Annotated in this window: 19 protein-coding genes; 10 read left to right on the top strand and 9 right to left on the bottom strand. The window is 60.1% G+C overall.

Annotation, left to right across the window (positions count from 1 at the left end; all coding sequences use genetic code 11):
• Positions 1-32: 32 nt before the first annotated feature.
• The 4 genes from ABGM91_RS09730 to ABGM91_RS09715 are packed head-to-tail and all read right to left on the bottom strand — an operon-like array spanning position 33 to position 3,214.
• Complete coding sequence (locus ABGM91_RS09730; protein ID WP_354831894.1) at positions 33-695, bottom strand: YdcF family protein; 663 nt, start codon at positions 693-695, stop codon at positions 33-35.
• Positions 696-738: 43 nt separating this feature from the next.
• A complete protein-coding gene (locus tag ABGM91_RS09725) occupies positions 739-1,518 on the bottom strand; it encodes a CPBP family glutamic-type intramembrane protease (protein WP_354831892.1) in 780 nt (259 codons plus the stop codon).
• 13 nt (positions 1,519-1,531) lie between these two features.
• Positions 1,532-2,701, bottom strand: a complete 1,170-nt coding sequence (locus ABGM91_RS09720) for an aminotransferase class I/II-fold pyridoxal phosphate-dependent enzyme (protein ID WP_354831889.1) — start codon at positions 2,699-2,701, stop codon at positions 1,532-1,534.
• A 27-nt stretch (positions 2,702-2,728) separates the two neighbouring features.
• A complete protein-coding gene (locus ABGM91_RS09715; RefSeq protein WP_102715641.1) occupies positions 2,729-3,214 on the bottom strand; it encodes an Lrp/AsnC family transcriptional regulator in 486 nt (161 codons plus the stop codon).
• Positions 3,215-3,518: 304 nt separating this feature from the next.
• Here ABGM91_RS09715 and ABGM91_RS09710 point away from each other — a divergent pair, with 304 nt between their 5' ends.
• Positions 3,519-7,034 (top strand): DEAD/DEAH box helicase, encoded by a 3,516-nt coding sequence (locus tag ABGM91_RS09710; protein WP_215427939.1) that lies wholly within the window; start codon positions 3,519-3,521, stop codon positions 7,032-7,034.
• 147 nt (positions 7,035-7,181) lie between these two features.
• On the opposite strand, the gene ABGM91_RS09705 is transcribed toward ABGM91_RS09710, so the two are convergent.
• Together ABGM91_RS09705 and ABGM91_RS09700 are read right to left on the bottom strand one after the other, a co-directional pair.
• Positions 7,182-7,559, bottom strand: coding sequence for an ApaG domain (locus ABGM91_RS09705; RefSeq protein ID WP_215427941.1), 378 nt, complete (start codon positions 7,557-7,559; stop codon positions 7,182-7,184).
• A 13-nt stretch (positions 7,560-7,572) separates the two neighbouring features.
• The gene (locus ABGM91_RS09700) at positions 7,573-8,463 is read right to left on the bottom strand and encodes a hypothetical protein (RefSeq protein ID WP_354831886.1); all 891 of its coding nucleotides are present in this window, start codon (positions 8,461-8,463) and stop codon (positions 7,573-7,575) included.
• 135 nt (positions 8,464-8,598) lie between these two features.
• Here ABGM91_RS09700 and ABGM91_RS09695 point away from each other — a divergent pair, with 135 nt between their 5' ends.
• The 5 genes from ABGM91_RS09695 to ABGM91_RS09675 all read left to right on the top strand — a co-directional run bounded on the left by ABGM91_RS09695 (position 8,599) and on the right by ABGM91_RS09675 (position 14,107).
• Complete coding sequence (locus tag ABGM91_RS09695) at positions 8,599-10,116, top strand: cellulose synthase family protein (RefSeq protein ID WP_215427945.1); 1,518 nt, start codon at positions 8,599-8,601, stop codon at positions 10,114-10,116.
• Positions 10,117-10,126: 10 nt separating this feature from the next.
• A complete protein-coding gene (locus ABGM91_RS09690) occupies positions 10,127-10,978 on the top strand; it encodes a L,D-transpeptidase (protein WP_354831883.1) in 852 nt (283 codons plus the stop codon).
• A gap of 106 nt (positions 10,979-11,084) precedes the next feature.
• Positions 11,085-11,648: a YqgE/AlgH family protein gene (locus ABGM91_RS09685; RefSeq protein ID WP_215427949.1), complete on the top strand. Its 564-nt coding sequence runs from the start codon at positions 11,085-11,087 to the stop codon at positions 11,646-11,648.
• Between the two features lie 10 nt (positions 11,649-11,658).
• On the top strand, positions 11,659-12,354 hold the full coding sequence (locus ABGM91_RS09680; RefSeq protein ID WP_354831881.1) for a YggS family pyridoxal phosphate-dependent enzyme: 696 nt from the start codon (positions 11,659-11,661) through the stop codon (positions 12,352-12,354).
• A gap of 85 nt (positions 12,355-12,439) precedes the next feature.
• A complete protein-coding gene (locus ABGM91_RS09675) occupies positions 12,440-14,107 on the top strand; it encodes a GTPase domain-containing protein (RefSeq protein WP_354831878.1) in 1,668 nt (555 codons plus the stop codon).
• Between the two features lie 33 nt (positions 14,108-14,140).
• Here ABGM91_RS09675 and ABGM91_RS09670 read toward each other — a convergent pair whose 3' ends face one another.
• The 3 genes from ABGM91_RS09670 to ABGM91_RS09660 are packed head-to-tail and all read right to left on the bottom strand — an operon-like array spanning position 14,141 to position 16,924.
• The gene (locus ABGM91_RS09670) at positions 14,141-14,731 is read right to left on the bottom strand and encodes a 5-formyltetrahydrofolate cyclo-ligase (protein WP_354831875.1); all 591 of its coding nucleotides are present in this window, start codon (positions 14,729-14,731) and stop codon (positions 14,141-14,143) included.
• Positions 14,698-15,573, bottom strand: a complete 876-nt coding sequence (locus tag ABGM91_RS09665) for an ABC transporter ATP-binding protein (RefSeq protein ID WP_290565792.1) — start codon at positions 15,571-15,573, stop codon at positions 14,698-14,700. The genes ABGM91_RS09670 and ABGM91_RS09665 overlap by 34 nt, the downstream gene beginning before the upstream one ends.
• A gap of 10 nt (positions 15,574-15,583) precedes the next feature.
• Positions 15,584-16,924, bottom strand: a complete 1,341-nt coding sequence (locus ABGM91_RS09660; protein ID WP_290565793.1) for a dipeptidase — start codon at positions 16,922-16,924, stop codon at positions 15,584-15,586.
• Positions 16,925-17,080: 156 nt separating this feature from the next.
• Here ABGM91_RS09660 and hprK point away from each other — a divergent pair, with 156 nt between their 5' ends.
• The 4 genes from hprK (at position 17,081) to ABGM91_RS09640 (ending at position 22,035) form a co-directional block, all read left to right on the top strand.
• Positions 17,081-18,049, top strand: a complete 969-nt coding sequence (gene hprK, locus ABGM91_RS09655; RefSeq protein WP_022398068.1) for an HPr(Ser) kinase/phosphatase — start codon at positions 17,081-17,083, stop codon at positions 18,047-18,049.
• Positions 18,050-18,127: 78 nt separating this feature from the next.
• Positions 18,128-18,394, top strand: a complete 267-nt coding sequence (locus ABGM91_RS09650; protein WP_102715619.1) for an HPr family phosphocarrier protein — start codon at positions 18,128-18,130, stop codon at positions 18,392-18,394.
• Positions 18,395-18,440: 46 nt separating this feature from the next.
• Positions 18,441-20,219 (top strand): phosphoenolpyruvate--protein phosphotransferase, encoded by a 1,779-nt coding sequence (gene ptsP / locus ABGM91_RS09645; protein WP_354831870.1) that lies wholly within the window; start codon positions 18,441-18,443, stop codon positions 20,217-20,219.
• A gap of 127 nt (positions 20,220-20,346) precedes the next feature.
• The gene (locus tag ABGM91_RS09640) at positions 20,347-22,035 is read left to right on the top strand and encodes a sulfatase (RefSeq protein ID WP_354831868.1); all 1,689 of its coding nucleotides are present in this window, start codon (positions 20,347-20,349) and stop codon (positions 22,033-22,035) included.
• The last annotated feature ends 115 nt before the right edge of the window (positions 22,036-22,150 follow it).

Here is a 22,150-nt window from a genome sequence, read left to right as displayed (position 1 = left end):
CAGCGGCCAGTGAAAGCAAAAAGCGTGTCTTCTCAAGAATTCCAGGGGAGAGCCACCCCCTTGAGCAACTGGGAGTCATACCCGGCTTCCACCAGCGTGCGGAAGGCTTCCATCGCCTCCGGAGTTACGGGCTGTTCCGTGGAGAATCCCTGCCGGGGGTATTCCAGTATCCGTTGAAAGTCCCCCACCATGGCGGAGACGACCAGCTCCTGCGGCAGTTCCGGAGTCAAGTATTCCCGGAAGCTTACGGGAGGGGAACTGACCGTTACTCCGGGTTCCGGCCACTGGGCCTGGAGCGTAGCCAGGGTACGCCGTTCCATATACGGTTTTTGCAGGGCTATGAGGCTGACGGGCTCCGGAATGCCGGCCTGTTTCAGGATTTCCCGGGAAAAACGGACGTTTTCCCCGGTGTTGGCGGATTTATTTTCAATGAGTATCCTGTCTTCCGGCACTCCCGCCTTCATGGCCGCCGCCGCAAAGAGTTCCGCCTCCGTCACAGCCCATTCCCCGGTGAACCGCCCGACCCCGCCGGAAAACAGGAGCAGGGGCGCCAGCTTCAGCGCATAAAGTTCCGCCGCATATTCCGCCACCCGCACGTCATTGCTGCCAAGGATGAAGATGAGGTCCGCCGGGTGCAGTTCCTGCTTCACATGGTGGTAGTCCCATAAAATTTCTATCGCTTCTTCCGGAGTCATCAGCCTTATGTACTTAAGAAGCCCCTCCCTGTAAACGCCGGATTCACCACAGGCCGTATTTGCCCCATTCCAGGGCGGCCCATCCTAGCAGCGCATTCGCCACCGCGTGCATGATGATGACGGCGCACAGGTTTTTCTGCCACACGGCAAGGAGGTACGCCAGAGAGCCGTAGATGAAGGCGCCGCAGTAGTCCACCGGCTGGTGCACGGCCATGAAGCACAGGGTGGTTACCCAGTACGCTTTCCAGGTGTTCGTGCCGAAGGGCACTTTCCACGGGTGGTCCAGGTTCACCATCAGGCGCATCAGGTACCCGCGCCAGAAGAGTTCTTCCACCAGAGCCACTACTACCACGGCCCGGAAGAAGCGCAGGGCCAGCGCCGCCAGCCAGCTCCAGGAGCCCGGGGCAAAGACAATGCCGGGATCAAATCCTTCCGGGCGCGCGTCAATTCCCAGCAGGTACCGGTACCATGGCCAGGAGGGGTGGCCGAACCACGCGTCCGGTCCGCCCGGCAGACGGTCCGCCACCATCGCAGGAGCCAGCCAGCACAGGATGCCCAGCACGCCGAAGAGGACGCCCCACACGGCAGGTTTCCATTTCCAGTCCCAGTTAACGGCCTTTCTCCACCAGATGACCAGGGCAAAGCAGACGATGGCCTGCACGGGGTACAGCCATTGCTCCGGCGCCCTTCTCCACCAGGAGGCGGCGGGATGGTCCCATTCCAGGAACGGGCCGCCAAACTGCCACAGCAGGGTAAAGCCCATGAACACCGCAAACGGCGCTACGTACGCCCTTGTTTTCAGGGCCTCCGGGACGGAGTTCATGGACGCGGAGAGGTCAGGAGAGGGTTTTCACGAAACGCTCCAAGCGGTTGCAGGCTTCCTTGATCTGGTCAAAGGCGGTCGCATAGCAGCAGCGCAGGTAGCCTTCCCCGCTTGCACCAAAAGCGGTACCGGGCACGGCGGCCACCTGCTCTTCCATCAGCAGGCGCGTGGCGAATTCCTTGCTGGAAAGGCCGAATTTGGAGATGTCCGGGAAGGCGTAGAATGCGCCGCCGGGCAAATGGCAGTCTATGCCGATTTCATTGAACCGCTTCACCAGGAAGTCCCGGCGCTGGCGGTAGCTTTCCCGCATTTTCAGCATGGCGGAGGTTCCGTTTTCCAGTGCTTCAATGGCCGCCTCCTGGGAGGTGATAGGCGCGCAGAGCATGGAGTACTGGTGAATTTTCATCATGGCGGAGATGAGCGGTTCCGGCCCGCAGGCATAACCCAGGCGGAAGCCCGTCATGGCAAACGCCTTGGAAAAACCGTGCAGCAGCAGCGTGCGTTCCTTCATTCCCGGCAGGGAGGCGATGGAGACATGCGGCTTGCCGTCGTAACGCAGCTCGCTGTAAATTTCATCCGTCAGTACAATCAGGTCGTGCTTGATGCAGATGCGGGCAATTTCCTTGAGCGTTTCCACAGGAGCCACCGCTCCGGTCGGATTGGTGGGGAAGTTGAGCATCAGCACCTTGGTCCGGGGCGTGATGGCGGCTTCCAGCACGGCCGGATTCAGGGCAAACAGGTCCTGCTTGCTCGTAGGCACGGCGGTAGCCACGCCATAGGCCATTTTCACGCTGGGAGCGTAGGAAACGTAGCAAGGTTCATGGTAAAGAACCTCGTCCCCCGGGTTCAGCACGGCGCGCAGAGCCAGGTCAATGGCTTCGCTTACGCCCACCGTCACCAGCACTTCATGCAGGGGGTCGTATTTTACATGGAAGAAGCCTTCCACATATTTGGCGATGGAACGGCGCAGGGATTCCAGCCCGTAGTTGGAGGTGTAGGAGGTATGCCCTTTTTCCAGGGAGTAAATGGCTGCCTCACGGATGTTCCACGGCGTGACGAAGTCCGGTTCCCCCACGCCCAGGGAGATGATGTCCGTCCGGCCTGTGACCAGGTCAAAGAATTCCCGGATGCCGGAACGGGGAATGGAGTCTACCTGCTCCGCTATTTTGTTCTGCCAGTTCATTAATGGTTCCTTTCTGACGGCAGGGGATTACGGAGCGACAACCAGGCGTTCGGCCTGCACGGGGGCCTCAAACACGCAGCCGTTTTTCTTGTAGGTTTTCAGATGGAAGTGCGTGGAAGTAGACAGAACCCCTTCCAGCGTGGACAGTTTTTCCGCCACAAACCGGGCGATGTCCCGCATGCTTTTCCCCTCCACCAGCACCAGCAGGTCAAAGCCGCCGCTCGCCAGATAGCAGGAGGAGACTTCGTCAAAACGGGAGATACGCATCGCCAGGCGGTCAAAGCCGCCGTCACGTTCCGGCGTCATCTTCACCTCAATGAAGGCCGCCACACGGCTGTCGTGTTCGTATTCTTCATTCACCACCGCCTGGTAGCCCAGGATCACGCCTTCCTTTTCCCATTGCTCCCGCTGGGCTCGCACGGCTTCTTCAGTCATGTCAAGACGTTCGGCCAATTCGCCATCGCTCAAGCGGGCTTGAGTCGCCAGTAACTGTAGAAGTGTTGCGGAGGACATAAAATTTCAGGCATAAAAGACCCTTTTATAGCGGACGTGTCAAGAACACATGTTACGCAAGGCTGACATTCATTCTTTCCAGCATGATAAAATATGCTCTTTTTCTTCAAAAAACAACCTCCGGCACGAAAACATAACATGATTAAATTCATAAATTTAAGTATTATTTCAAACATTCGTTGGAATTATTTTCAGAGAATAGTTGCTCTAATCCGCCCTTTGTGCCATAGTAAAGTGCATAGACCTGTAGCGTCCTTTTCTCAAGGAACGCTTGTTTCCAATTTTTATATGACAGTCTGATATTATGAGCATGGCACTTAACCCGGATAGGGCTACCCTGAACTTTCTCAACGCCTTTCCGGAAGAAATCCGTCTGCGCGGCGAGAAGCTCCAAAAGGATGGAGCGGTTACACAGATCTTTGGCAATCATTTGTATATTCAGGGCCGTGTGGAAGACGCCCACGGCGTGCACCGCGTGAATCTGCGCCTCCAGGGCAACAGGTGGTTCGGGGCATGCTCCACGGAGGACGAGGATCTGGCCGGGGCGGCCATGTACGCCGCCATGCTGGAACGCATGTACCGCGGCCAGGACCTGCCGGAATCACCCAATGAACTGAACGACGTCCCCCTGCTGGATATTCTGGAAGAGAAGCTGGGCCGTGAACTGGACGACAAGGAGGCTGATTACGTCAGCAAGCTGGAAAAGCGCTACCGCCGCTTCGCCATTGAGCAGGAAATCCATGACCATGACATGGTGCGCCTGAATCCCCGGTGGGAGATCGTCAGCTATGACCCGCTGGAGCTGTGGCCCGTGCCCCCCACCAACATCCTGGAGTTCTGGAACTACATCGCGTACGCCTTTAACAAGAGGCGCCTGCCCTACCCGGAATTCATGGAGTCCATCACGGACCTGGAAAAAATCCAGCGCAAGATTCATGAATGGGAGCGTTCCCGTGAAGTGGGCACCTGGTATGACCGCATCCAGTCCGTGAATGAACGCCCTCCGCAGCCGCCCCGCGGAGAGCTGTTCATGAGGCTCGTCTCCACCATTAACGAGGGCCACTTTGAATACCGCCATTCCCTGAAGCAGGACTGGATTCCCGTCCGGGAAAAACAGGACCTGGACCATCTGGAAAACCTGCATGAACGCGCCGCCGTGCGCATGGACGCCCAGACGGAAATCCTCCTCGTGGCCCTGTCCGACTACGCCCGTGCGGAAGACGCGCTGACGCTGGACCTGGACCAGGAAGCCGCGTGCGCCCTGATGAACAAGCTTTTCCACCAGCCCGCCCTGAAAGGCTACCTGGTGAACCTGGATGAAAATTACTTCAAGGTGGTGGACGAACCGCTCAAGTGGATTTGCCAGGACGACCCCATTGAGCCGGATTGCTACGCCCTCCAGCTCGCCACGTCCACCGGCATCAACGTCTCCCACTCCGTCCGCCAGCTTCCGGGCCAGCAGGAACTTTACCAGTCTGATGAAACCGTGTTCCCCGGCCCTCCCCGCTGGCTGGAGAGCACGGAAGTGGAACCCCGCTATTCCATTCCCAAACAGGTCATCGACAGCCTTGAAGGGGTGGAATTCCTGCGCAAGATCGGCGCTTCCCTTCCCCCCAGCATGGAAGACCGCGTGGTGGACATCGACCTTCGCGGCACCTTTGACATGAAGATCGTCCGCGGCCTCACCTCCGCGGAAACGGAGCACGTCCTGTGTGAAGTAAGCGCCAGGGACGCTTCCGGCTACCGCACGGAAAAGCTCGGCAAGGACGGCTGGGACGTGGCCCACCAGGAGCCCATGAAGAACAAGGCCCTGCTACGCTTCATCCGTGAACATCTTTATCCCATTCCCGGCCTGCTGGAGGAAATGGGCTTCTCCTATGACCCCCAGGTAGGCGCCTTCAAGGCCCGCGTTACCCGGCAGTTCCCTGAAAAATTTGCGGAATGGGCCAAGCAGCTCCCGGAAGAGCTGACCGTCAACATGGACGAGAAGCTCAAGACATTGCTGGCGGACCCGGTAGCCGCCGCCGTTCGGTTTGAAGTGGTCAACCAGGAAATTGACTGGTTTGACCTCCGCATTGTCATTGACGTGGAAGGCGTGCAGCTTTCCAAGGAACAAATCCGCGCCCTGGTGGCCGCCAGAGGCGGCTACGTCCGCATGGACGACGGAGGCTGGATGCGCCTGGAAATCAAGCTGGACAACGACCAGCGCGACGCCGTCACCCGCCTGGGCCTGGACCCCTTCGACCTCTCCGGGGAAACCCACCGCATGCACGCCATGCAGCTGGCGGACCCGAAGGCCGCAGAAGTGTTCGACCCGAAGGCCTGGAAACGCATCAAGGACCGTACTGCGGAAATCAAAATCGACGTCAAGCCGGACGTCCCCTCCCAGCTTCAGGCCACCCTGCGCCCGTACCAGGTGGACGGCTTCCACTTCCTGGCTTATCTGGCTACGAACGGCTTCGGCGGCATTCTGGCGGACGACATGGGTTTGGGCAAAACCATCCAGTCCATTACGTACGTCCTCTGGCTGCGTGAGGAATTCGCTCGCAAAAACAAATCCAAGAAGAAGGTCGCCGTTCCTCCGGTGCTCATCGTCTGCCCCAAGTCCGTGCTGGATGTCTGGGCCGGGGAAACGGAGAAGTTCGCTCCCGGCGTGCGCGTGCTCGTCATCCGCAGCAAGGACCAGGCCAATCTGGACGACATCCGGAAGAATTACGACATGGTCGTGGTCAACTACGCCCAGCTCCGCGTCTGCGGTGAAACCCTGAACCAGATCAAGTGGCTCACGGTCATCCTGGACGAAGGCCAGCAGATCAAGAACCCGGATTCCAAGGCCGCCAAAGCCGCGCGTGAAATCGTTTCCTACAACCGCCTCGTCCTTTCTGGCACGCCCATTGAAAACCGTCTGCTGGACATGTGGTCCCTCATGGCCTTCTCCATGCCCGGTGTCCTCGGTTCCCGCTCCTACTTCAAGAAACGCTTTGACAAGCGCAAGGACCCGCAGAGCCAGAACCGCCTGGCCGCGCGCCTGAAGCCCTTCCTGCTGCGCCGTACCAAATCCCAGGTGGCCAAGGACCTGCCCCCCAGGACGGAAGAAGAAGTGTACGCCAAGATGGAAGGCATCCAGAGCCAGCTGTACAAGGCGGAACTCCGCCGCATCCAGCAGGCCCTCCTTGGCCTGGACTCTGATGAATCCGTCAAGAAGAACAGCTTCGCCATTCTGCAAGGGCTCATGCGCCTGCGCCAGATCTGCTGCCACCCCGGCTTGGTGGACCCCAAATACGCCAAGGAAGACAGCGCCAAGATGACCGCCCTGTTCTACCTGCTGGACCAGCTCCGGGAAGAAGGGCACAAGGTGCTCGTCTTCTCCCAGTTCGTCTCCATGCTGGAGATCATCAAGAACCGGCTGGAAGCGGAAAACAGGCCGCTTAACTACCTCACCGGGCAGACGAAGGACCGCCGCGGGGAAATTGAAAAATTCCAGACCACCAAGGACCCGTCCGTCTTCCTGCTCTCCCTGAAAGCGGGCGGCGCCGGCCTCAACCTTACCTCCGCCTCCTACGTGGTCCTTTACGACCCGTGGTGGAACCCGGCCGTGGAAAGCCAGGCCATTGACCGTACGCACCGCATCGGCCAGAAGAACAAGGTGATCGCCTACCGCCTGCTGACGAAGGATTCCGTGGAAGAAAAAATCCGCATCCTCCAGCACCAGAAAAACCAGCTCGTCGCCAACGTGCTGGGTGACGAAGGCTTCACCTCCAGCCTGGGCATTGACGACCTCAACTTCATCCTCAACCACGGGGACGACGAAGAAGGCTAGGCCGGCGGCAGTGATTGGAGAGTATCGAGTAGAGAATAGTTATTTCAACTTCCGGACATTGGTCCGCTCATTCTTTCCCTACTCTCTTATCTCTAATCATTAAACACTATAAAAAAGCCCCGCAATCAGTTGCGGGGCTTTTTTATTTCACCATTTAAGGCTGACGGGGTCCGTATGGTAGAGAATCCCGGCCTCGTCCCGTACAAGGAGGGTCAACTGGATGCGCGCCGGCAGGCGCAGCATCTGGAGGCCGTTAAACGCAAAAATCTGTCCCTGGCACAGCAGCGGACGGGAACCGAACAATTCGTCCCCTTCAATCACCTGCGTGCCGTCTTCATGGGAACGGACAGTCCACTTCTTGCCGATGATGCGCACGGCGCCGTCCCCCGTGTTGCGGATGCTCACGTTATAGGGCACGGGAATGCGCCCGTCCTCCCTCACCATCCGCTCCAGCTTTTCATCCCGCGCATACAGGCTGCGCGGCGTAAGACGCACTTCCAGACTGGTCAGGAGGGGAAGAACCATCGGAACACGGATATTATGATTCCACGGGAGCCAGAGCCGCCTTCATCAGCTCCAGCGTTGTCTTGCGGATGGCTTCCACGCCCGCCCGGGTAGGCTTGGCATCCGGGGCCAGCGTCATCTGTTCCTGCAAGGTTGTGAGCAGGTCCATGATTTTCGCAATGTCCCGGCGCTCCTTCATTTCCGGTTCCACTCCGTCCAGAATGTAATGGAAATATTCCGGCACGTCCGGCTGGAAAATGACCTTCGCCTTGTCCTCCGCAAACTTGTTGTCCAGCGCGGCGGTGGCGGCGTCCAGCGCGCGAATCCACCCGCCCAGGCCAATCAGGTTCGCCATGTCGGAATCCCGCAGGGAGGCAAGCTCCTGTTCCACGTCGGACTGGATGAGGGCCAGGTTATTCTTGAAACTGCTCAAATCCCCGTCCTCCGCGTTTTTCAGCAGGCTGGCGGCGTGGCGGTTCACCCGCTCCCCGGCGCCGATCGCCTTCGCGTAGCTGGACAGGTCCAGCGCAATGGGCTTTACTTCGTTCATCTTGCCGCACTGCACAATCACGAAGCCGTCCGCCATCATGCCGCCCAACTGAAGGGCCAGGGAGCAGCGGTCCATGGGCGGCCGTTCCGGGCGGGCGCGCAACGCCACATTTTCCGGAATCTCCGGAAGGCCTTCCAGGTCCTCAAAAATCTTGCGGATGGAAGGCGCGGTAAATTCATTGATGCCCAGTTCCTCGTTCATGTGGGAATCATCCAGCAGGCGTTCCGGAATGGCCGGTTGGCACTCCTTGCCGGACGGCGGCGCCTGAACGTCCAGCACGGCATCCGCCTTCTCCGGGGCTTCCTGCTCCGGAACGGCAAATGCCATTCCTCCCGTGACGGATACGGCTGCGGCCATCAGATACAATCTCTTCATAACAACACTCAAAAAGGTTAAGCAAAACGGAATATGTCTTGACTCTCGCCCTATGGTGTCTTATACGGGCGTCACGTCAAGGAAATCCCCAGCCCCTGACGCAGAAAGATACCAAACACCCTTGTACGCCCCAGCATGTCCTTAAATTACAATTTTATCTGGCTCTTGTGCTATCTTCTGGTCCTTGTCGGTCTGGCCGGATACGGCTTCCACCGCTTAAGCATCGTTTACCTGTACTGGAAGAACCGCAACAACAAGCCCCAGCCCAAGTCCCATTTCCAGGAACTGCCCGTCGTTACGGTCCAGCTTCCCATGTTCAATGAAAAATTCGTCGTGGACCGCCTTCTGGAATCGGTAGCGGCCCTGGATTATCCGCAGGACAAGCTGGAAATCCAGATTCTGGACGATTCCACGGATGACACCACGGAGCAGTGCTACCGCAAGGTGGAGGAACTGAAGGCCCGCGGCTTTGACGCCGTATGCATCCACCGCACGGACCGCACGGGCTTCAAGGCCGGCGCGCTGGAAGCGGCCACCAAGGTGGCCAAAGGGGAGTTCTTGCTGATTCTGGACGCCGACTTCGTTCCGGAACCGGACCTCCTGCAGAAGACCATCCACTTCTTTACGGATGAAGGCGTGGGCCTCGTCCAGACCCGCTGGGGCCACATCAACCGGGAATACAACCTCCTCACCCGCGTCCAGGGCATGTACCTGGACGGCCATTTCGCCATGGAACAGACGGCGCGCAACCGCTCCGGCCGTTTCTTCACCTTCAACGGCACCGCCGGCATGTGGCGCAAATGCGTCATCGGAGACGCAGGCGGCTGGTCCCATGACACCCTGACGGAGGACATGGACCTTTCCTACCGCGTCCAGCTCAAAGGCTGGCGTTTCATCTACCTGAACGACGTCGTTACCCCGGCGGAACTTCCCGTGGACATGGACGGCTTCAAGTCCCAGCAGCACCGCTGGACCAAGGGTTCCATCCAGGTCTGCCAGAAAATCCTGCTGGACATCTGGCGCTCCAAGGCCCCTCTCAAGGCCAAGGTGGAAGCCACCACGCACCTCACCTGCAATTACTCCTACCTCCTTCTCGCCCTGCTCTGCTTCCTGGTATATCCCATCTGCACGCAGCGTATCCCGGAAAATGAAACGGTGTTCATGTGGTTCGTGAACGTGGCTCTGTTCTTCATGACCAGCGTGGCCGTCTGCATCTTCTACATGAGCGCCCAGATCGTGGTGCGTCCCAAATCCTGGTGGAAGGAACTTCCGTACCTGCCGCTCCTTCTGACGCTGAGCGTGGGCATGGCCGTGAACAACGCCAAGGCCGTTCTGGAAGCCATTTTCGGCCATCAATCCGCCTTTGTCCGCACGCCCAAGTACGGCGTGGACCGGAAGGAAGACAGGCAGCACGTCTCCCAGCTCAAGCGCAACGGCTATAAAGCCATCAAGTCCGTCGTCATTCCCGTGCTGGAAATCGCCTGCGGCACCTTCTTCCTGAACCTGATCATCATCATGATCAGCCAGGGCCATTACCTTTCCCCCATCCTGATGATTCCCTTCCTGGGCTTCTACTACACGGGATTCTGTTCCCTGGGCCGCATGATCTCCAACCTGCTGCCCGCCAGACAAACTGCCAAAGCCAAAAACTGACACCTTCCCCATGCCTGCGCCTCTCTCGCAAGCAGCACGCCTGATTCAACTCGCCGGCGCCGCCTTAGCGGTGTTCGGCGCCCTGGTATCCTGCTCACGGCCGGACTACCAGCCCACCGCCATCGTCAAGGATGGCGCGGTCGTTAGCGTCAGGGACCAGAAAATGGCCGTCATGCGTAACGGCCGCGTTGTAAAAACCTACCCCATCAGCACCTCCAAATTCGGTCTGGGAGATAAGAAGGGAAGCTGCCGCACCCCGCTGGGCGCCCACCGCATCGCATCCAAGATCGGCACCGGGCAACCCAAGGGCATGGTGTTTAAAAGCCGCAAGCCCACCGGGGAATGCGTGGCGCCCAATTCCCCGGGGCGCGATCCCATCGTCACCCGCATCATGTGGCTGGCGGGTATGGAAGCCCGGAACCGTAACGCCCACTCCCGCCTGATTTACATCCATGGCACGGCGGAGGAACGCACCATCGGCACGCCCGCCTCCTACGGCTGCGTACGGATGAAGAGTAATGACGTATACGAGGCTTTCAACCTGCTCCGGACCGGGGACCCCGTCGTGATTGAACGCTGCTCCATTGACGCCTCCCTGAAAGCCCTGGCCCAGTCTGAAAAAACGCAGGATTCCTCCCTGCTGGTCATGGCCCCGGCTCCCGTAGAAGAAATCAACACGGCTTCCGTCATTTCCCACCGCCGCCGCGCGTCCCGTCCGCCTGCCGTAGCGCTCTCCCGCAAACACCCGGCCTCCGCCGGGAAAAAGGTTGCCTCCGCCCGGCGGACAACGGTCCGCAAAACGGCGAAGAGTCCCAAAGCCGCGGCCCGTTCCGCCAGGGGGGCCCGTTACACCCTCGGTTGAACCTTCCTTCCCTGCCGTTCTTCCGGCTTTCCCGTTCCGGCGCCTCCTGACATGGCTGTTTGAACGCATGGTTGCCTGCATCCGTCACATTTGTTAACGTACACTTATGGCGATGATGGAACATGAAGATATCAGCAATGAAAACCTGGCGGGCCACCTCCTGGTCTCCGCCCCCTACCTGGAAGGCGGCGGTTTTTACCACTCCGTAATCTTTCTGAGCCGGGTGGAGGAGGAATTCGTCATCGGCCACATCCTGAACCATCCCGCCGGCATGAACGTGGGGGAAGTGGCGCGCCATACGGACATTCCGGAATCCCTTTACACCGTTCCCATTTTCAAGGGGGGGCCCGTGGAACGCAACCAGCTCATTTTCGCCGCCTTTGCCCGTACGGAGGATAAACTGCGCGTCCAGTTCCATCTTCAGGAAGAACAGGCCCTGGAATACGCCGGGGATCCCCATGTGACCCTGCGCGCGTACGTGGGCCACAGCGGATGGACGCCGTCCCAGCTGCGCCGGGAACTGAATGACCGGGCCTGGTACGTATCCCCCATGGTGCCGGACATCTGCCTGGAGCCGGATTCCTCCAAGGTCTGGGCCATGGCCATGCGGCGCCTTTCCCCGCTGCACCACATCATGAGCCACGCCCCCGCACAGCCCTCCCTGAATTGAACCATCCATCATGAGCATCCAACAGAATCTGGAACACATTCTCTCCCGCATCCGCGCCGCGGAACGCCGCGCCGGGCGTCCGGAAGGGTCCGCACGCCTGGTCGCCGTCAGCAAGACATTTCCCGCCGGGGACGTCAGGGCCTGCCATGATGCGGGCCAGCGCGTTTTTGGGGAAAACAGGGTCCAGGAGGCCCTGGGAAAAATCCCCGCCCTTCCCCCGGATACGGAATGGCATCTCATCGGCCCCCTGCAGCGCAACAAGGTGCGCAAGGCCATGGAGCATTTCACGCTGATCCACGCCGTGGATTCCCTGCGCCTGGCGCAGTTCATGGACACCGTGGCACAGGAGACGGGCAAGCGCCCACGCATCCTGCTGGAGGTGAACGTAGGGGATGAAAACAGCAAATTCGGCTTTTCCCCGGAGGCCCTGGAACGGGAATGGCCGGAGCTGGCCGCCCTGGACCATCTTGAAATCGCAGGCCTCATGTGCATCCCTCCCCCGGTGGAAAATCCGGAGGACGCGCGCCCTTATTTCCGCTGCCTGCGGGAACTTAGGGAGACGCTTTCCAGCAAGGGGGGAGCCCCGCTGACGGAGCTTTCCATGGGCATGAGCCATGACTTTGAAACGGCCGTGGAAGAGGGCGCCACTCTCGTCCGCGTGGGCACCGCCATCTTCGGCGGGCGGTCCTATGCTCCGGTCCCGTGATTTAGTTGGACAGAAGGAAAGGCGGCGTGTAGGTTTGTTCCGGAAGAACGGGAGGGCCCGGACGGTTTACTGATCTCATCAACCCATGCTGACAGGAGGAAAAAATGTGATTCCGCATGCGGTGCGGGATGTAGCGGATGCCGCCGCGGCATTTTCCGCCCGCATTGGCCCGGACCGCCATTTTGATTCCCAGGAAGCCGTGGAGGAGGCCCTGGCGGAATGCTGCTCTCCGCAGAACGTCACCGTCATCGGCATGACGGGTTCCGGCAAATCCTCCACGCTGGATGCCCTGGCCGGGGAACGCTTCTGCTCCCGCGTTTCCAGTGAGGCAACGCTGGTGCGCTGGCAGTACAGGCCCCACCCGGCCCCGCACACCCATGAATGGGTGCTGGACCTTTTTTACCCGTCGGACGCCCTGCTGAACCTTGAGTTCTGGGACACCATCGGCCTGGAGCAGGAGGACGCCCCCCGGAAGCTGAAGCACATCGTCCCCAAATCAGACGCCATCCTCGTGGTCATTTCCGCCAGGGTGGGCAGCCAGGACGTCCTGTGGGACTATCTCCGGACGCTGGAGGAACGGCTCCGTTCCCGCATGGTCCTCGTCATCACGCATGCGGAACTGCTCTCCTTTGACCAGCTCCAGTCCCTGAAGGAGGAGCTGCGCGCCACCTCCCGCGAGCGCCTGGGCGTGCAGCTTCCCCTGTACCCCGTCACCACCGCCGGAGACCGGGCGGGGGAAGGCGTGGAAGCGCTGAGAACCTGCGTGCAGGAGGTCCTGAAACGCAGCCCGCTGACGGACAAGCGCGTGGAGCGCCTCCTGCTGGCCACGGACAGCCTTCTGGAAGAACAGGGGAAGGTGCTCAATGAATTGCACCGCCTTTCCAAGATGGATTCCGGCTTCCTGACCGCCATTGACCGGGAGATTGACCGCATCCAGCTCCAGATGGAGGATGAAATGCCTGCCAGGCTCAAGGCATACGCCCAGTACGTGCAGGACTGCGTGCCGCGGCTGGGGAAAAAGTCGGCCCGGCAGATGGGCCGCTTCCTGTCCATCCGGCGCACGATGATCCTGCACAAGCTCCCTCCCGTTATTGACGAATGGTTTTATGAGCTGGTCAAGGGCGGCATTGAGGAACGGCACGCGTATTACAACAAGGAATTCCTCAACATCTGCCAGACGCACTGGAACCATGTGCGCCCCCGCGTGAAGGAGCAGTGGGACTGCGACATAGGCGATTTCCCCGCTGTCAGGCTCCAGGCGGACCTGGAGGTATACAAGGAGCGCCTGGGCCGCTCCATTTACATGCCCCTGAAGGATTTCGGCATCAAGCCTTGCCTCAGCAAGCTGTTTCTGGACCAGGAGGATGTGATGAGAACGGAACTCAAGCTGATGCTCATCATGGTGATTCTGGGGGCCCTGCTGGGCTGCTTCGGCGAGCACGCGGCTGGGTTCGCCTGCCTGGCCGCGGCCCTGGCTGTCTGGGTGGGCGGAAACGTGGGGCTGGCCTGGATGCAGTTCCGCCTGTCACGCCAGATCGTGGCCGCGGCGGCGGAAATGCACGTTGCCGTGGAATGCGGGCTACGCACGCCCCTGTATGAAGCCATGATCAGCGGCCTTTCCGACTACCGCAAGCTGTACGCGGACATCCGCGGGCAGGTGGCCGGCGGCGTGGAACATCTCCAGCCCCTGCTGAACGCCCGCTACGATTTGTTCTACAAGCTGACGGTCCAGAAGCACCGGTTCCGCATTTAATCCTTTTCCTCCTGCGGGAAGGCGGGTTCACAATCATTCCGCATCCGGCGTGATCACCATGTCCACATGCCTGTCATGGGCTTCCATGGGCAGGTCGTCCAGAAGCTGGCACGGGAAGCAAACTCCCGCCAGCGGCACTCCCGCGGCCGGACCGGCCAGCAGGGTATCATAAAATCCTCCGCCGTACCCCAGCCGCTTGCCGTTCCGCGTGAAGGCGGCTCCCGGCAGCACGATTAAATCCATTTCCCCGGGATGCAGTTCCGGACACGCCGGGCCCGGCTCGCGAATGTCCCAGCACCCCGTCACAAACTCCCCGTGGTGGCACACGCGGTGAAAACTCAGCATCCTGCCCTCATGCACCAGCGGGAAATACCATTCCCGGTCCGGCAGCATGTCCAGCAGGGGCAGCAGGTCCACCTCCCCCGGCCTGGCGGCAAAAATGGCGATGCGGTAAAAATCCCTCTCCCGCGCCAGGGACGCTACCCTCCGGCAGATGGAACGGGACATGGCTTCCAGGGAAGCGGCGTCCAGCGCGCCTATTCTGGCGCGCATCATGCGGCGCACTTCCCGCTTGGCTGCCGCGTGGCCGCCTACGGTTCCGGGTTGGGGTGTTTTTCCTTCCATTCCAGCAGGCTCTTTAAAAATACGCTTTCCAAGGAATTGCGCGGGTGTCCGGATTCCAGCCATGCGGCACCGTCCTCCTCCACGGTCTTCTTCAGCCGTTCCAGCAGTTCCGGAGAGGCGTGTTCCAGCAGGATTTCCTGCTTGTCGGAATCGCGCGTCAGCTCGTTCATGGAACCTTCCGCAATAAGCAGCCCCTTGAAGATGACGCCCACCCGGTCGCACACCTCCTGAACCTGTTCCAGCAGATGGGAGCACAGGAAAACGGTCATGCCGCGCCCCTTCAGATTTTCTATGATGTTCCGGATGTCCCGGGAACCCAGGGGGTCCACGCCTGCGGTCGGTTCATCCAGCACCAGCAGGCGGGGGGACTGGACCAGGGCCTGCGCCATGCCGATGCGCTGGAGCATTCCCTTGGAATACCCGCCCAGCCTCCTGTCAGCCGCATCCGCCAGCCCCACCAGGTCCAGCAGTTCCCGGACTTTCTCCTTCAGGGATTTTCCGCTGAGGCCGCAGAGCTTCCCGTAAAAGGAGACGGTTTCCGCCCCGGTCAGGAACTTGTAAAAGTAGGGGTTTTCCGGCAGAAAGCCCACCTCCTCCTTGCTGTCCGGGGACAGGCTGGACTTGCCGAAGATGGTGCAAAACCCCTCCGTAGGCCTCACCAGCCCCAGCAGCGCCTTCATCAGGGTGGACTTGCCGGAGCCGTTCGGGCCAATGAGGCCGTACACCTCGCCCTGCCGGATGCTCATGTCTATCCCCCGCACGGCATGCACCACGGGCTTGCCAAGACCCGTCTTGAAGGTCTTGTGCAGGTTGACTATTTCTGCGGCGGCGGGCTGGTCCATAAGAACTCGGTCAATGCTTGATCTGCCCCAGGCGGCGCAGAAGAATCTGGCTCATGTCTATTCCCTTGGAGAAGAGGTCCACCGGGAAGTTTTCATTGGGTGAGTGGATGCGCGCATCCGGCAGGCACATGCCCAGCATCAGGGCGTCCGCCCCCAGCACGCGTTTCATTTCCTCAATAATCGGGATGCTTCCGCCTTCCCTCACCAGCACGGGCTTGCTGCCGAAGGCCTCTTCCAGCGCCTGCTGGGCGGCCAGGCCGTACTCGGAATTCGGGTCGCACACGTAGGCGTTCCCGCCGTGGCCGCGCTTGAATTCCACCGTGACGCCCTTGGGGGCATGGCTCTTCACATGCTCTTCCAGCAGGGTTTCAATTTTATCCGGATGCTGGCCCGGTACCAGGCGGCAGGAAATCTTGGCGAAGGCGTGGCTGGGGATGATGGTTTTGCTGCCCTCTCCCTGGTAGCCGCCGCCAATGCCGTTCAGTTCCAGCGTAGGACGGGCGAAGATGCACTCCGCTCCGGTGAATCCGGACTCCGTCACCACGGTTTCCACGCCCGTCAGCGCCGCCAGTTCCACATTGCTCATGCCGGGCACCGTGGCCCACATGCTGCGTTCCCAGGTGGCGATGGGTTCCACGCCGTCGTAAAAACCTCTCACGGCCACGCGGCCGTCCTCGTCATGGAAGGAGGCGATGATCTCCGCAAGGGCCGTGATGGGGTTGGCCACCGCGCCGCCGAAGACGCCGGAATGAAGGTCCGCAGAAGGGCCCTTCACGATAATTTCCGCCCCGGCCAGGCCGCGCAGGCCATAGGAAAACGTGGGGGCGTCCGGAGCGGCCATGCCGGTATCGGAAACCACAATCACGTCACAGGCCAGTTCTTCCCTGTGGTCCTTGATGAATTGGGAAAGGCTGCCGCTGCCCACCTCCTCCTCCCCTTCCAGCAGGAAGATCACGTTCACGGGAAGGTGCCCGCCGTTCTGGCGGAGCAGTTCCTCCACACCCAAGATATGGGCGAACAACTGGCCCTTGTTGTCCGTAGCGCCGCGGGCGTAAATCTTCCCGTCCCGCACCTCCGGTTCAAAGGGGTCGGATTCCCACAGCTCAATCGGGTCCACGGGCTGCACGTCATAGTGGCCGTAAATCAGCACGGTCGGCTTGCCTTCCTCCCGCGGGCTGCGCGCCGTCACAATGGGGTGGAGGTGCGTCTTGTGGGCCGCGGCCTCCAGCCCCATGCCGGACAGCTTGTCCACCAGCCAGTCCGCGCAGTCGCTCACGTCCTGGGCGTGTTCCTTCTGGGCGGAAATGCTGGGAAATCTCAACAAGGTGGCCAATTGATCCAGTCTGTTCATGGCACCATCAGACCATGCCTGCGGCCTCAAATCAATCGGTAAAGTGTGGCATTCCGTGCCGGAACGGGCCTTTTTTCAAAAAAATGAGGCTCCGGTACGGATTCGGGAACAATATTTGATTGCTCTCAAGCGGGATTTGTTTCTTTATATAGGATTATGTTCAGCAAATCCAAAGTGAAGAAAGTGGATTTCGTCACCCTGTCCAAATTTTACGGCAAATACAAGGAAGCCCTCCAACTGGAGCTGATCAACAGCCCGGCCGGACTCAGCCGCCACATTTGCGAGCCGGCCCTCAACCGCCCCGGCCTGGCGATTGCCGGCTTCTACTCCTACTTTGCCAACAAGCGCATCCAGGTCTTCGGCTCCGCGGAGCTGGCCTACCTCCAGAAACTGCCGGAAGGCATGCGCAAATCCCGCATCCAGCGCATGTTCCGGTGCGAGGTGCCGGGCATCGTCTTCTCCCGTGACCAGGACCCGCCCCAGGAAATCGTGGAGCTGGCGGACGAGGCCGGGGTCTGCGTCTTCCGCACCAGCCTGGTCACCATGAAGTTCGTCAACTCCGCCACCATCATTCTGGAAAACGAATTCGCGGAAAGCCTTACTCTGCACGGCTGCATGGTGGACGTCCGCGGCGTGGGCGTCCTCATCCGCGGGAAAAGCGGGGTGGGAAAAAGTGAAACGGCCCTGGGCCTGATTGAACGCGGCGCGGCCCTGGTGGCGGACGACATGGTGTACGTGCGCAACGTAGGCGGGGAGCTGGTGGCCAGCGCCCCGGAAATGAGCCGCGGCTTCATGGAGGTGCGCGGCCTGGGCATCGTCAACATCACCACCCTCTTCGGCCTCAAATCCATCCGCCACAACAAGCGGCTGGACCTCATCGTCACCCTCATTCCCGCCAAGGACCAGGAGGCCCTGGACAGGCTGGGGCTGGAGCGGGAGGGCCTGGACGTCCTGGGGGAAAAAGTGCTCCACGTGCAGCTCTCCGTGGCCCCCGGCAGGGACATTGCCCGCCTGGTGGAAGTGGCCGCCATGGACTACCATCTCAAGGACATGGGCATTGACATGGCCGGGGAGTTCAACCGGCGCCTCATGTCAAACTTCCAGCCTCCTGAAAACCAGGACTGACAAAAAACTCTTGGAAAAAAGCTTCAATTAGTGTACTTACGGTTGTAGCAACCGTTATCACCCCTTACTTCAAATTCCATGGTTACCAAGGAACTCACTATCATCAACAAACTCGGCATTCACGCACGTCCGGCTGCTCAATTCGTCAAACTGGCCAGTAAATTTGATGCAGACATTGTCGTGGAGAAGGATGGCGAAGAAGTTGATGGAAAGAGTATTCTGGGACTGATGATGCTGGCGGTGGGCCATGGCTCCAAGGTCACCATCACGGCGGAAGGGAAAGATGAACAGGAAGCGTTGAACGCGCTGGAAGACCTGATTTCCCGCAAGTTTGAAGAAGATTGAACAGCTCCGGCTCACAGCCATATGAGACCGGGCCATTAGCCCGCAGATGATTCAGGAACCCATTTCCACGGAAGAAACCTGGCTTCAGGGCATTCCCGTTTCCCCCGGCATCGCCCTGGGCAAGATCAAAATTCAGATCAGCGGTTCCAAGGAACCCGTGGCTTATGAAATTTCCCCGGAGGAGGTGGATGCCGAGCTGGTGCGCTTCCACCAGGCTCTGCAGGCCACTGCGGAGCAGATCCGGGCCCTGCGCGAGCGCATGATTCAAATCTCGGGGGAAAAGGACGCCTCCATCTTTGACGCCCATATCCTTCTTCTTCAGGACAAGGTCATTCTCCAGCAGGTCCAGACGGAGCTGCTCCGGCGCCACCAGAACGTGGAGCACATCTTTTATGTGGTCATGCAGAACTACATGGAAGTGCTGCGCCGCGTGGACGATCCCTATCTGCGCGCCAAGACCGCGGACATGGAGGACGTCATGCAGCGGGTCATCAACAACCTCCGCAGCACGGAACCCCTGGAAGACGAGGAAGAGGAGGAAGAGGCCCAGGTGCTGGTGGCCTACGACCTGACCCCGTCCGACACGGCGGCGATGGATGCCAGCCTGATCCACGGGTTCGCCACGGAAATAGGCTCCTCCGTCTCCCACACCGCTATTCTCGCCCGCTCCATGGGCATTCCCGCCGTGGTGGGGCTGGACCAGGCCCTTCTGAAGGTGGAAAGCCACGCCCCCGCCATCCTGGACGGGTACAAGGGCGTGCTCATCCTGAAGCCCACGCAGGAGACGGTGGAATACTACAACCGCCTCCAGGTGGAAAAGGAAAAGGCCTACAAGGCGCTGGAAGCCCTGCGGGATCTCCCCACCATCACCAGGGACGGCCGCAACATCCGCCTTTCCGTCAATGTGGAATTCCCGCATGAATACTCCGGCATCAAGGAAGTGGGGGCGGAAGGCGTGGGCCTGTTCCGCACGGAATTCTTCCTGCTGGGAAACCCCGCGGACATGCCGGATGAAGAGGAACAGACGCGCTATTACAAAAAACTGGCGGAAGGCTGCGCCCCCCACGGCGTGATCTTCCGCACGCTGGACGCCGGAGGGGACAAACTGCCGTGCGAGCGGCTCCGCACGCCGGAACCGAATCCTTTCCTGGGCTGGCGCGGCATCCGCGTCTCCCTCAGCCGCCCGGAACTCTTCAAGCAGCAGCTCCGCGCCATCCTCCGCGCCTGCGCGGACACGCCCGGCTGCGGCATCATGTTCCCGATGATCTCCGGTTATACCGAGGTGATCACGGCCAAGCATCTCCTTCAGGAATGCCGGGAGGAACTGGAAGAGCAAAATATCCCCTATGCGCGGGACCTGAAAGTGGGCATCATGATTGAAGTGCCCAGCGCGGCCATCATGACGGACGTGCTAGCCAGGGAAGTGGACTTCTTCTCCGTGGGCACCAATGACCTGACGCAGTACACCATTGCCGTGGACAGGGTGAACAACCGCGTAGCCAACATGTTCCGCCCCACGCACCCCGCCGTGGTGCGCATCATCGGCATGACGATCACCGCCGGGGAAAAAGCCGGCGTCCCCACGGCCATCTGCGGGGAAATGGCGGGGGACATCACCCTGCTGCCCCTGCTGATAGGGCTGGGAGCCACTTCCATCTCCGTGGGCGTCCACCTGGTCCCCATCATCCGGTACGCCATCCGCAATCTGGACTACGGGAAATGCCGGGAAATGGCCCGGCAGGCCCTGAACGCCCCCAACAGCAGAACCATCGTGGACCTGAGCACGGCCCTCGCCAGGAAATCCTATCCGGCCCTGTTTGAATAAGGGCCGCACCTCCGGGGGGGCTCTACAGGAAAAACGTAAGATTCCATCCCGGCAAACTGCCGCCGGAATACGAATCCTTGACAGAATCCGGCATTTGGTGCGTTATATTAACGTTAACCCTTCTGTTATGCATATTCCCAAAACAGCCGTCTTTCTTGCCATGTTCCTCTCGGGAAGCGCCTTCTTCGCTTCCGCAGCTCCCTCACCTGCATCCCGCGCGGCAGCCCAGAAGCGCCCCAACATCATCCTCTTCCTGGTGGACGACATGGGCTGGCAGGATACCTCCCTGCCCTTCTGGCGGGAAGCGGACGGCACCCCGAAGCCCACTTTCCTGAACAAGCGCTACCGCACGCCCAACATGGAGGCCCTGGGCAAGCAGGGCATGGTATTCACTAACGCCTACGCGCAACCTATCTGTTCCCCCAGCCGGTGCAGCCTCATCTCCGGCATGAACTCCGCCCGCCACCGCGTCACCAACTGGACGCTCCTCCGGGACCAGACCACGGACGCCGGCCACAAGGCGCTGAAGGCCCCTGCGGACTGGAGCATCAATGGCGTCCAGCCGGTGGGCACCAAGGCCTCCGGCACCACCAGCCTTCCCCTGACGGAAGAGAAAATCCAGTACAAGATGGAGAAGCCCTTCACTCCGGTGCTGGGCCTGCCCGCACTGCTCAAAAAACAGGGATACACCACCGTCCACTGCGGAAAGGCCCACTTCGGCTCCAAAAACACCCCGGGGGCCAATCCCAAACTCTTTGGCTTTGACTACAACATCGCCGGCACGGAAATAGGCGGTCCGGCGGACTACCGGGGCTCCCAGAAATACGGCACGGGGAATTTCCACGTCCGCGGTCTGGACGAGAACAATTATTATGAAAACGACGTGTTCCTGACAGAGGCCCTGACGCAGGAAGCGCTGAAACGGCTGGACGCCATCCGGAAGGACCCCAAGGAGGCGGACAAGCCCTTCTACCTGTACATGTCCCATTACGCCATCCACGCCCCCTTTGACGCGCGCGGGTATGACAAGCGCTTTGCGGAAGAATACTCCAACCCGAATGACGGTCACAAATGGTCCGATAACGAGAAGAGGTACTCCGCCCTGATCCAGGGGATGGACAAGAGCCTGGGGGACATCCGGGAATATCTGAAAAAGAACAATCTGGATAAAAACACCGTCATCATCTTCATGGCGGACAACGGCGGCCTGGCCATCAGCGGGCGCATGGGGAACAAGGAATCCAACTACCCGCTGAGCTTCGGCAAGGGCTCCAACCGGGAAGGCGGCATCCGGGAGCCGATGATCGTTTACTGGCCCGGCGTCACCAAGCCGGAAACCGTCTGCACCACTCCCGTCATCATTGAAGACTTCTTCCCCACCATTCTGGAAATGGCGGGAGCCAAAAAGATACAGGCCCCCCAGACTATTGACGGAAAAAGCTTCGTCACCCTGCTGAAAGGCGGCAAAATGAACCCCAACCGCCCCCTGCTCTTCCATACGCCCAACGTGTGGGGGGAAGGAAACGGGAACAACTCCCTTTACTCCCCAAGCACGGCCATGCGCCAGGGGGACTGGAAGCTGATCTACTGGCATCCCAACCAGAAGTTTGAACTCTTCAACATCAAGGAAGACATCAGCGAGGAGCACAATCTGGCAGAACAGCACCCGGAACGCGTGAAAGCCATGGCCAAGACCATGACCGCCCTGCTCAAGGACCGCAAGGCCCAGATGCCTACGTACAAGAAGGGCAACCCCGCCGGAGCCCGGGAAGGCTCCCCCGTGCCGTGGCCGGACCAGGCGGCAGCCAAGCTGTAAAGGCATCTCCACCCCTCCCCGGAAAGCCGCATTATTCCCTTTTCTTTTAAGGAAACAGGGAGTATGGTGCGGCTTTCCTGTTTTTATTCCTTTTCTCTATTCTCTTTACAACGCC

The sequence above is a fragment of the Akkermansia muciniphila genome, from assembly GCF_040616545.1.
GTDB classification, from domain to species: Bacteria; Verrucomicrobiota; Verrucomicrobiia; order Verrucomicrobiales; family Akkermansiaceae; genus Akkermansia; species Akkermansia muciniphila_E.
The sequence above is the reverse complement of the archived record's forward strand: the minus strand, read 5'-3'. Positions and strand labels throughout refer to the sequence as shown.

What these genes read in the sequence shown, in the direction of transcription:
- ABGM91_RS09710 (WP_215427939.1), top strand. Translation starts at nt 3,519, where the DNA reads ATGAGCATGGCACTTAACCCGGATAGGGCTACCCTGAACTTTCTCAAC.
- ABGM91_RS09660 (WP_290565793.1), bottom strand. Translation starts at nt 16,924, where the DNA reads ATGAACAGACTGGATCAATTGGCCACCTTGTTGAGATTTCCCAGCATT.
- ABGM91_RS09685 (WP_215427949.1), top strand. Translation starts at nt 11,085, where the DNA reads ATGGCGATGATGGAACATGAAGATATCAGCAATGAAAACCTGGCGGGC.
- ptsP (WP_354831870.1), top strand. Translation starts at nt 18,441, where the DNA reads ATGATTCAGGAACCCATTTCCACGGAAGAAACCTGGCTTCAGGGCATT.
- ABGM91_RS09640 (WP_354831868.1), top strand. Translation starts at nt 20,347, where the DNA reads ATGCATATTCCCAAAACAGCCGTCTTTCTTGCCATGTTCCTCTCGGGA.
- ABGM91_RS09705 (WP_215427941.1), bottom strand. Translation starts at nt 7,559, where the DNA reads ATGGTTCTTCCCCTCCTGACCAGTCTGGAAGTGCGTCTTACGCCGCGC.
- ABGM91_RS09730 (WP_354831894.1), bottom strand. Translation starts at nt 695, where the DNA reads ATGACTCCGGAAGAAGCGATAGAAATTTTATGGGACTACCACCATGTG.
- ABGM91_RS09725 (WP_354831892.1), bottom strand. Translation starts at nt 1,518, where the DNA reads ATGAACTCCGTCCCGGAGGCCCTGAAAACAAGGGCGTACGTAGCGCCG.
- ABGM91_RS09675 (WP_354831878.1), top strand. Translation starts at nt 12,440, where the DNA reads ATGCTGACAGGAGGAAAAAATGTGATTCCGCATGCGGTGCGGGATGTA.
- ABGM91_RS09695 (WP_215427945.1), top strand. Translation starts at nt 8,599, where the DNA reads ATGTCCTTAAATTACAATTTTATCTGGCTCTTGTGCTATCTTCTGGTC.
- ABGM91_RS09650 (WP_102715619.1), top strand. Translation starts at nt 18,128, where the DNA reads ATGGTTACCAAGGAACTCACTATCATCAACAAACTCGGCATTCACGCA.
- ABGM91_RS09665 (WP_290565792.1), bottom strand. Translation starts at nt 15,573, where the DNA reads ATGGACCAGCCCGCCGCCGCAGAAATAGTCAACCTGCACAAGACCTTC.
- ABGM91_RS09680 (WP_354831881.1), top strand. Translation starts at nt 11,659, where the DNA reads ATGAGCATCCAACAGAATCTGGAACACATTCTCTCCCGCATCCGCGCC.
- ABGM91_RS09715 (WP_102715641.1), bottom strand. Translation starts at nt 3,214, where the DNA reads ATGTCCTCCGCAACACTTCTACAGTTACTGGCGACTCAAGCCCGCTTG.
- ABGM91_RS09690 (WP_354831883.1), top strand. Translation starts at nt 10,127, where the DNA reads ATGCCTGCGCCTCTCTCGCAAGCAGCACGCCTGATTCAACTCGCCGGC.
- ABGM91_RS09700 (WP_354831886.1), bottom strand. Translation starts at nt 8,463, where the DNA reads ATGAAGAGATTGTATCTGATGGCCGCAGCCGTATCCGTCACGGGAGGA.
- hprK (WP_022398068.1), top strand. Translation starts at nt 17,081, where the DNA reads ATGTTCAGCAAATCCAAAGTGAAGAAAGTGGATTTCGTCACCCTGTCC.
- ABGM91_RS09670 (WP_354831875.1), bottom strand. Translation starts at nt 14,731, where the DNA reads ATGGAAGGAAAAACACCCCAACCCGGAACCGTAGGCGGCCACGCGGCA.
- ABGM91_RS09720 (WP_354831889.1), bottom strand. Translation starts at nt 2,701, where the DNA reads ATGAACTGGCAGAACAAAATAGCGGAGCAGGTAGACTCCATTCCCCGT.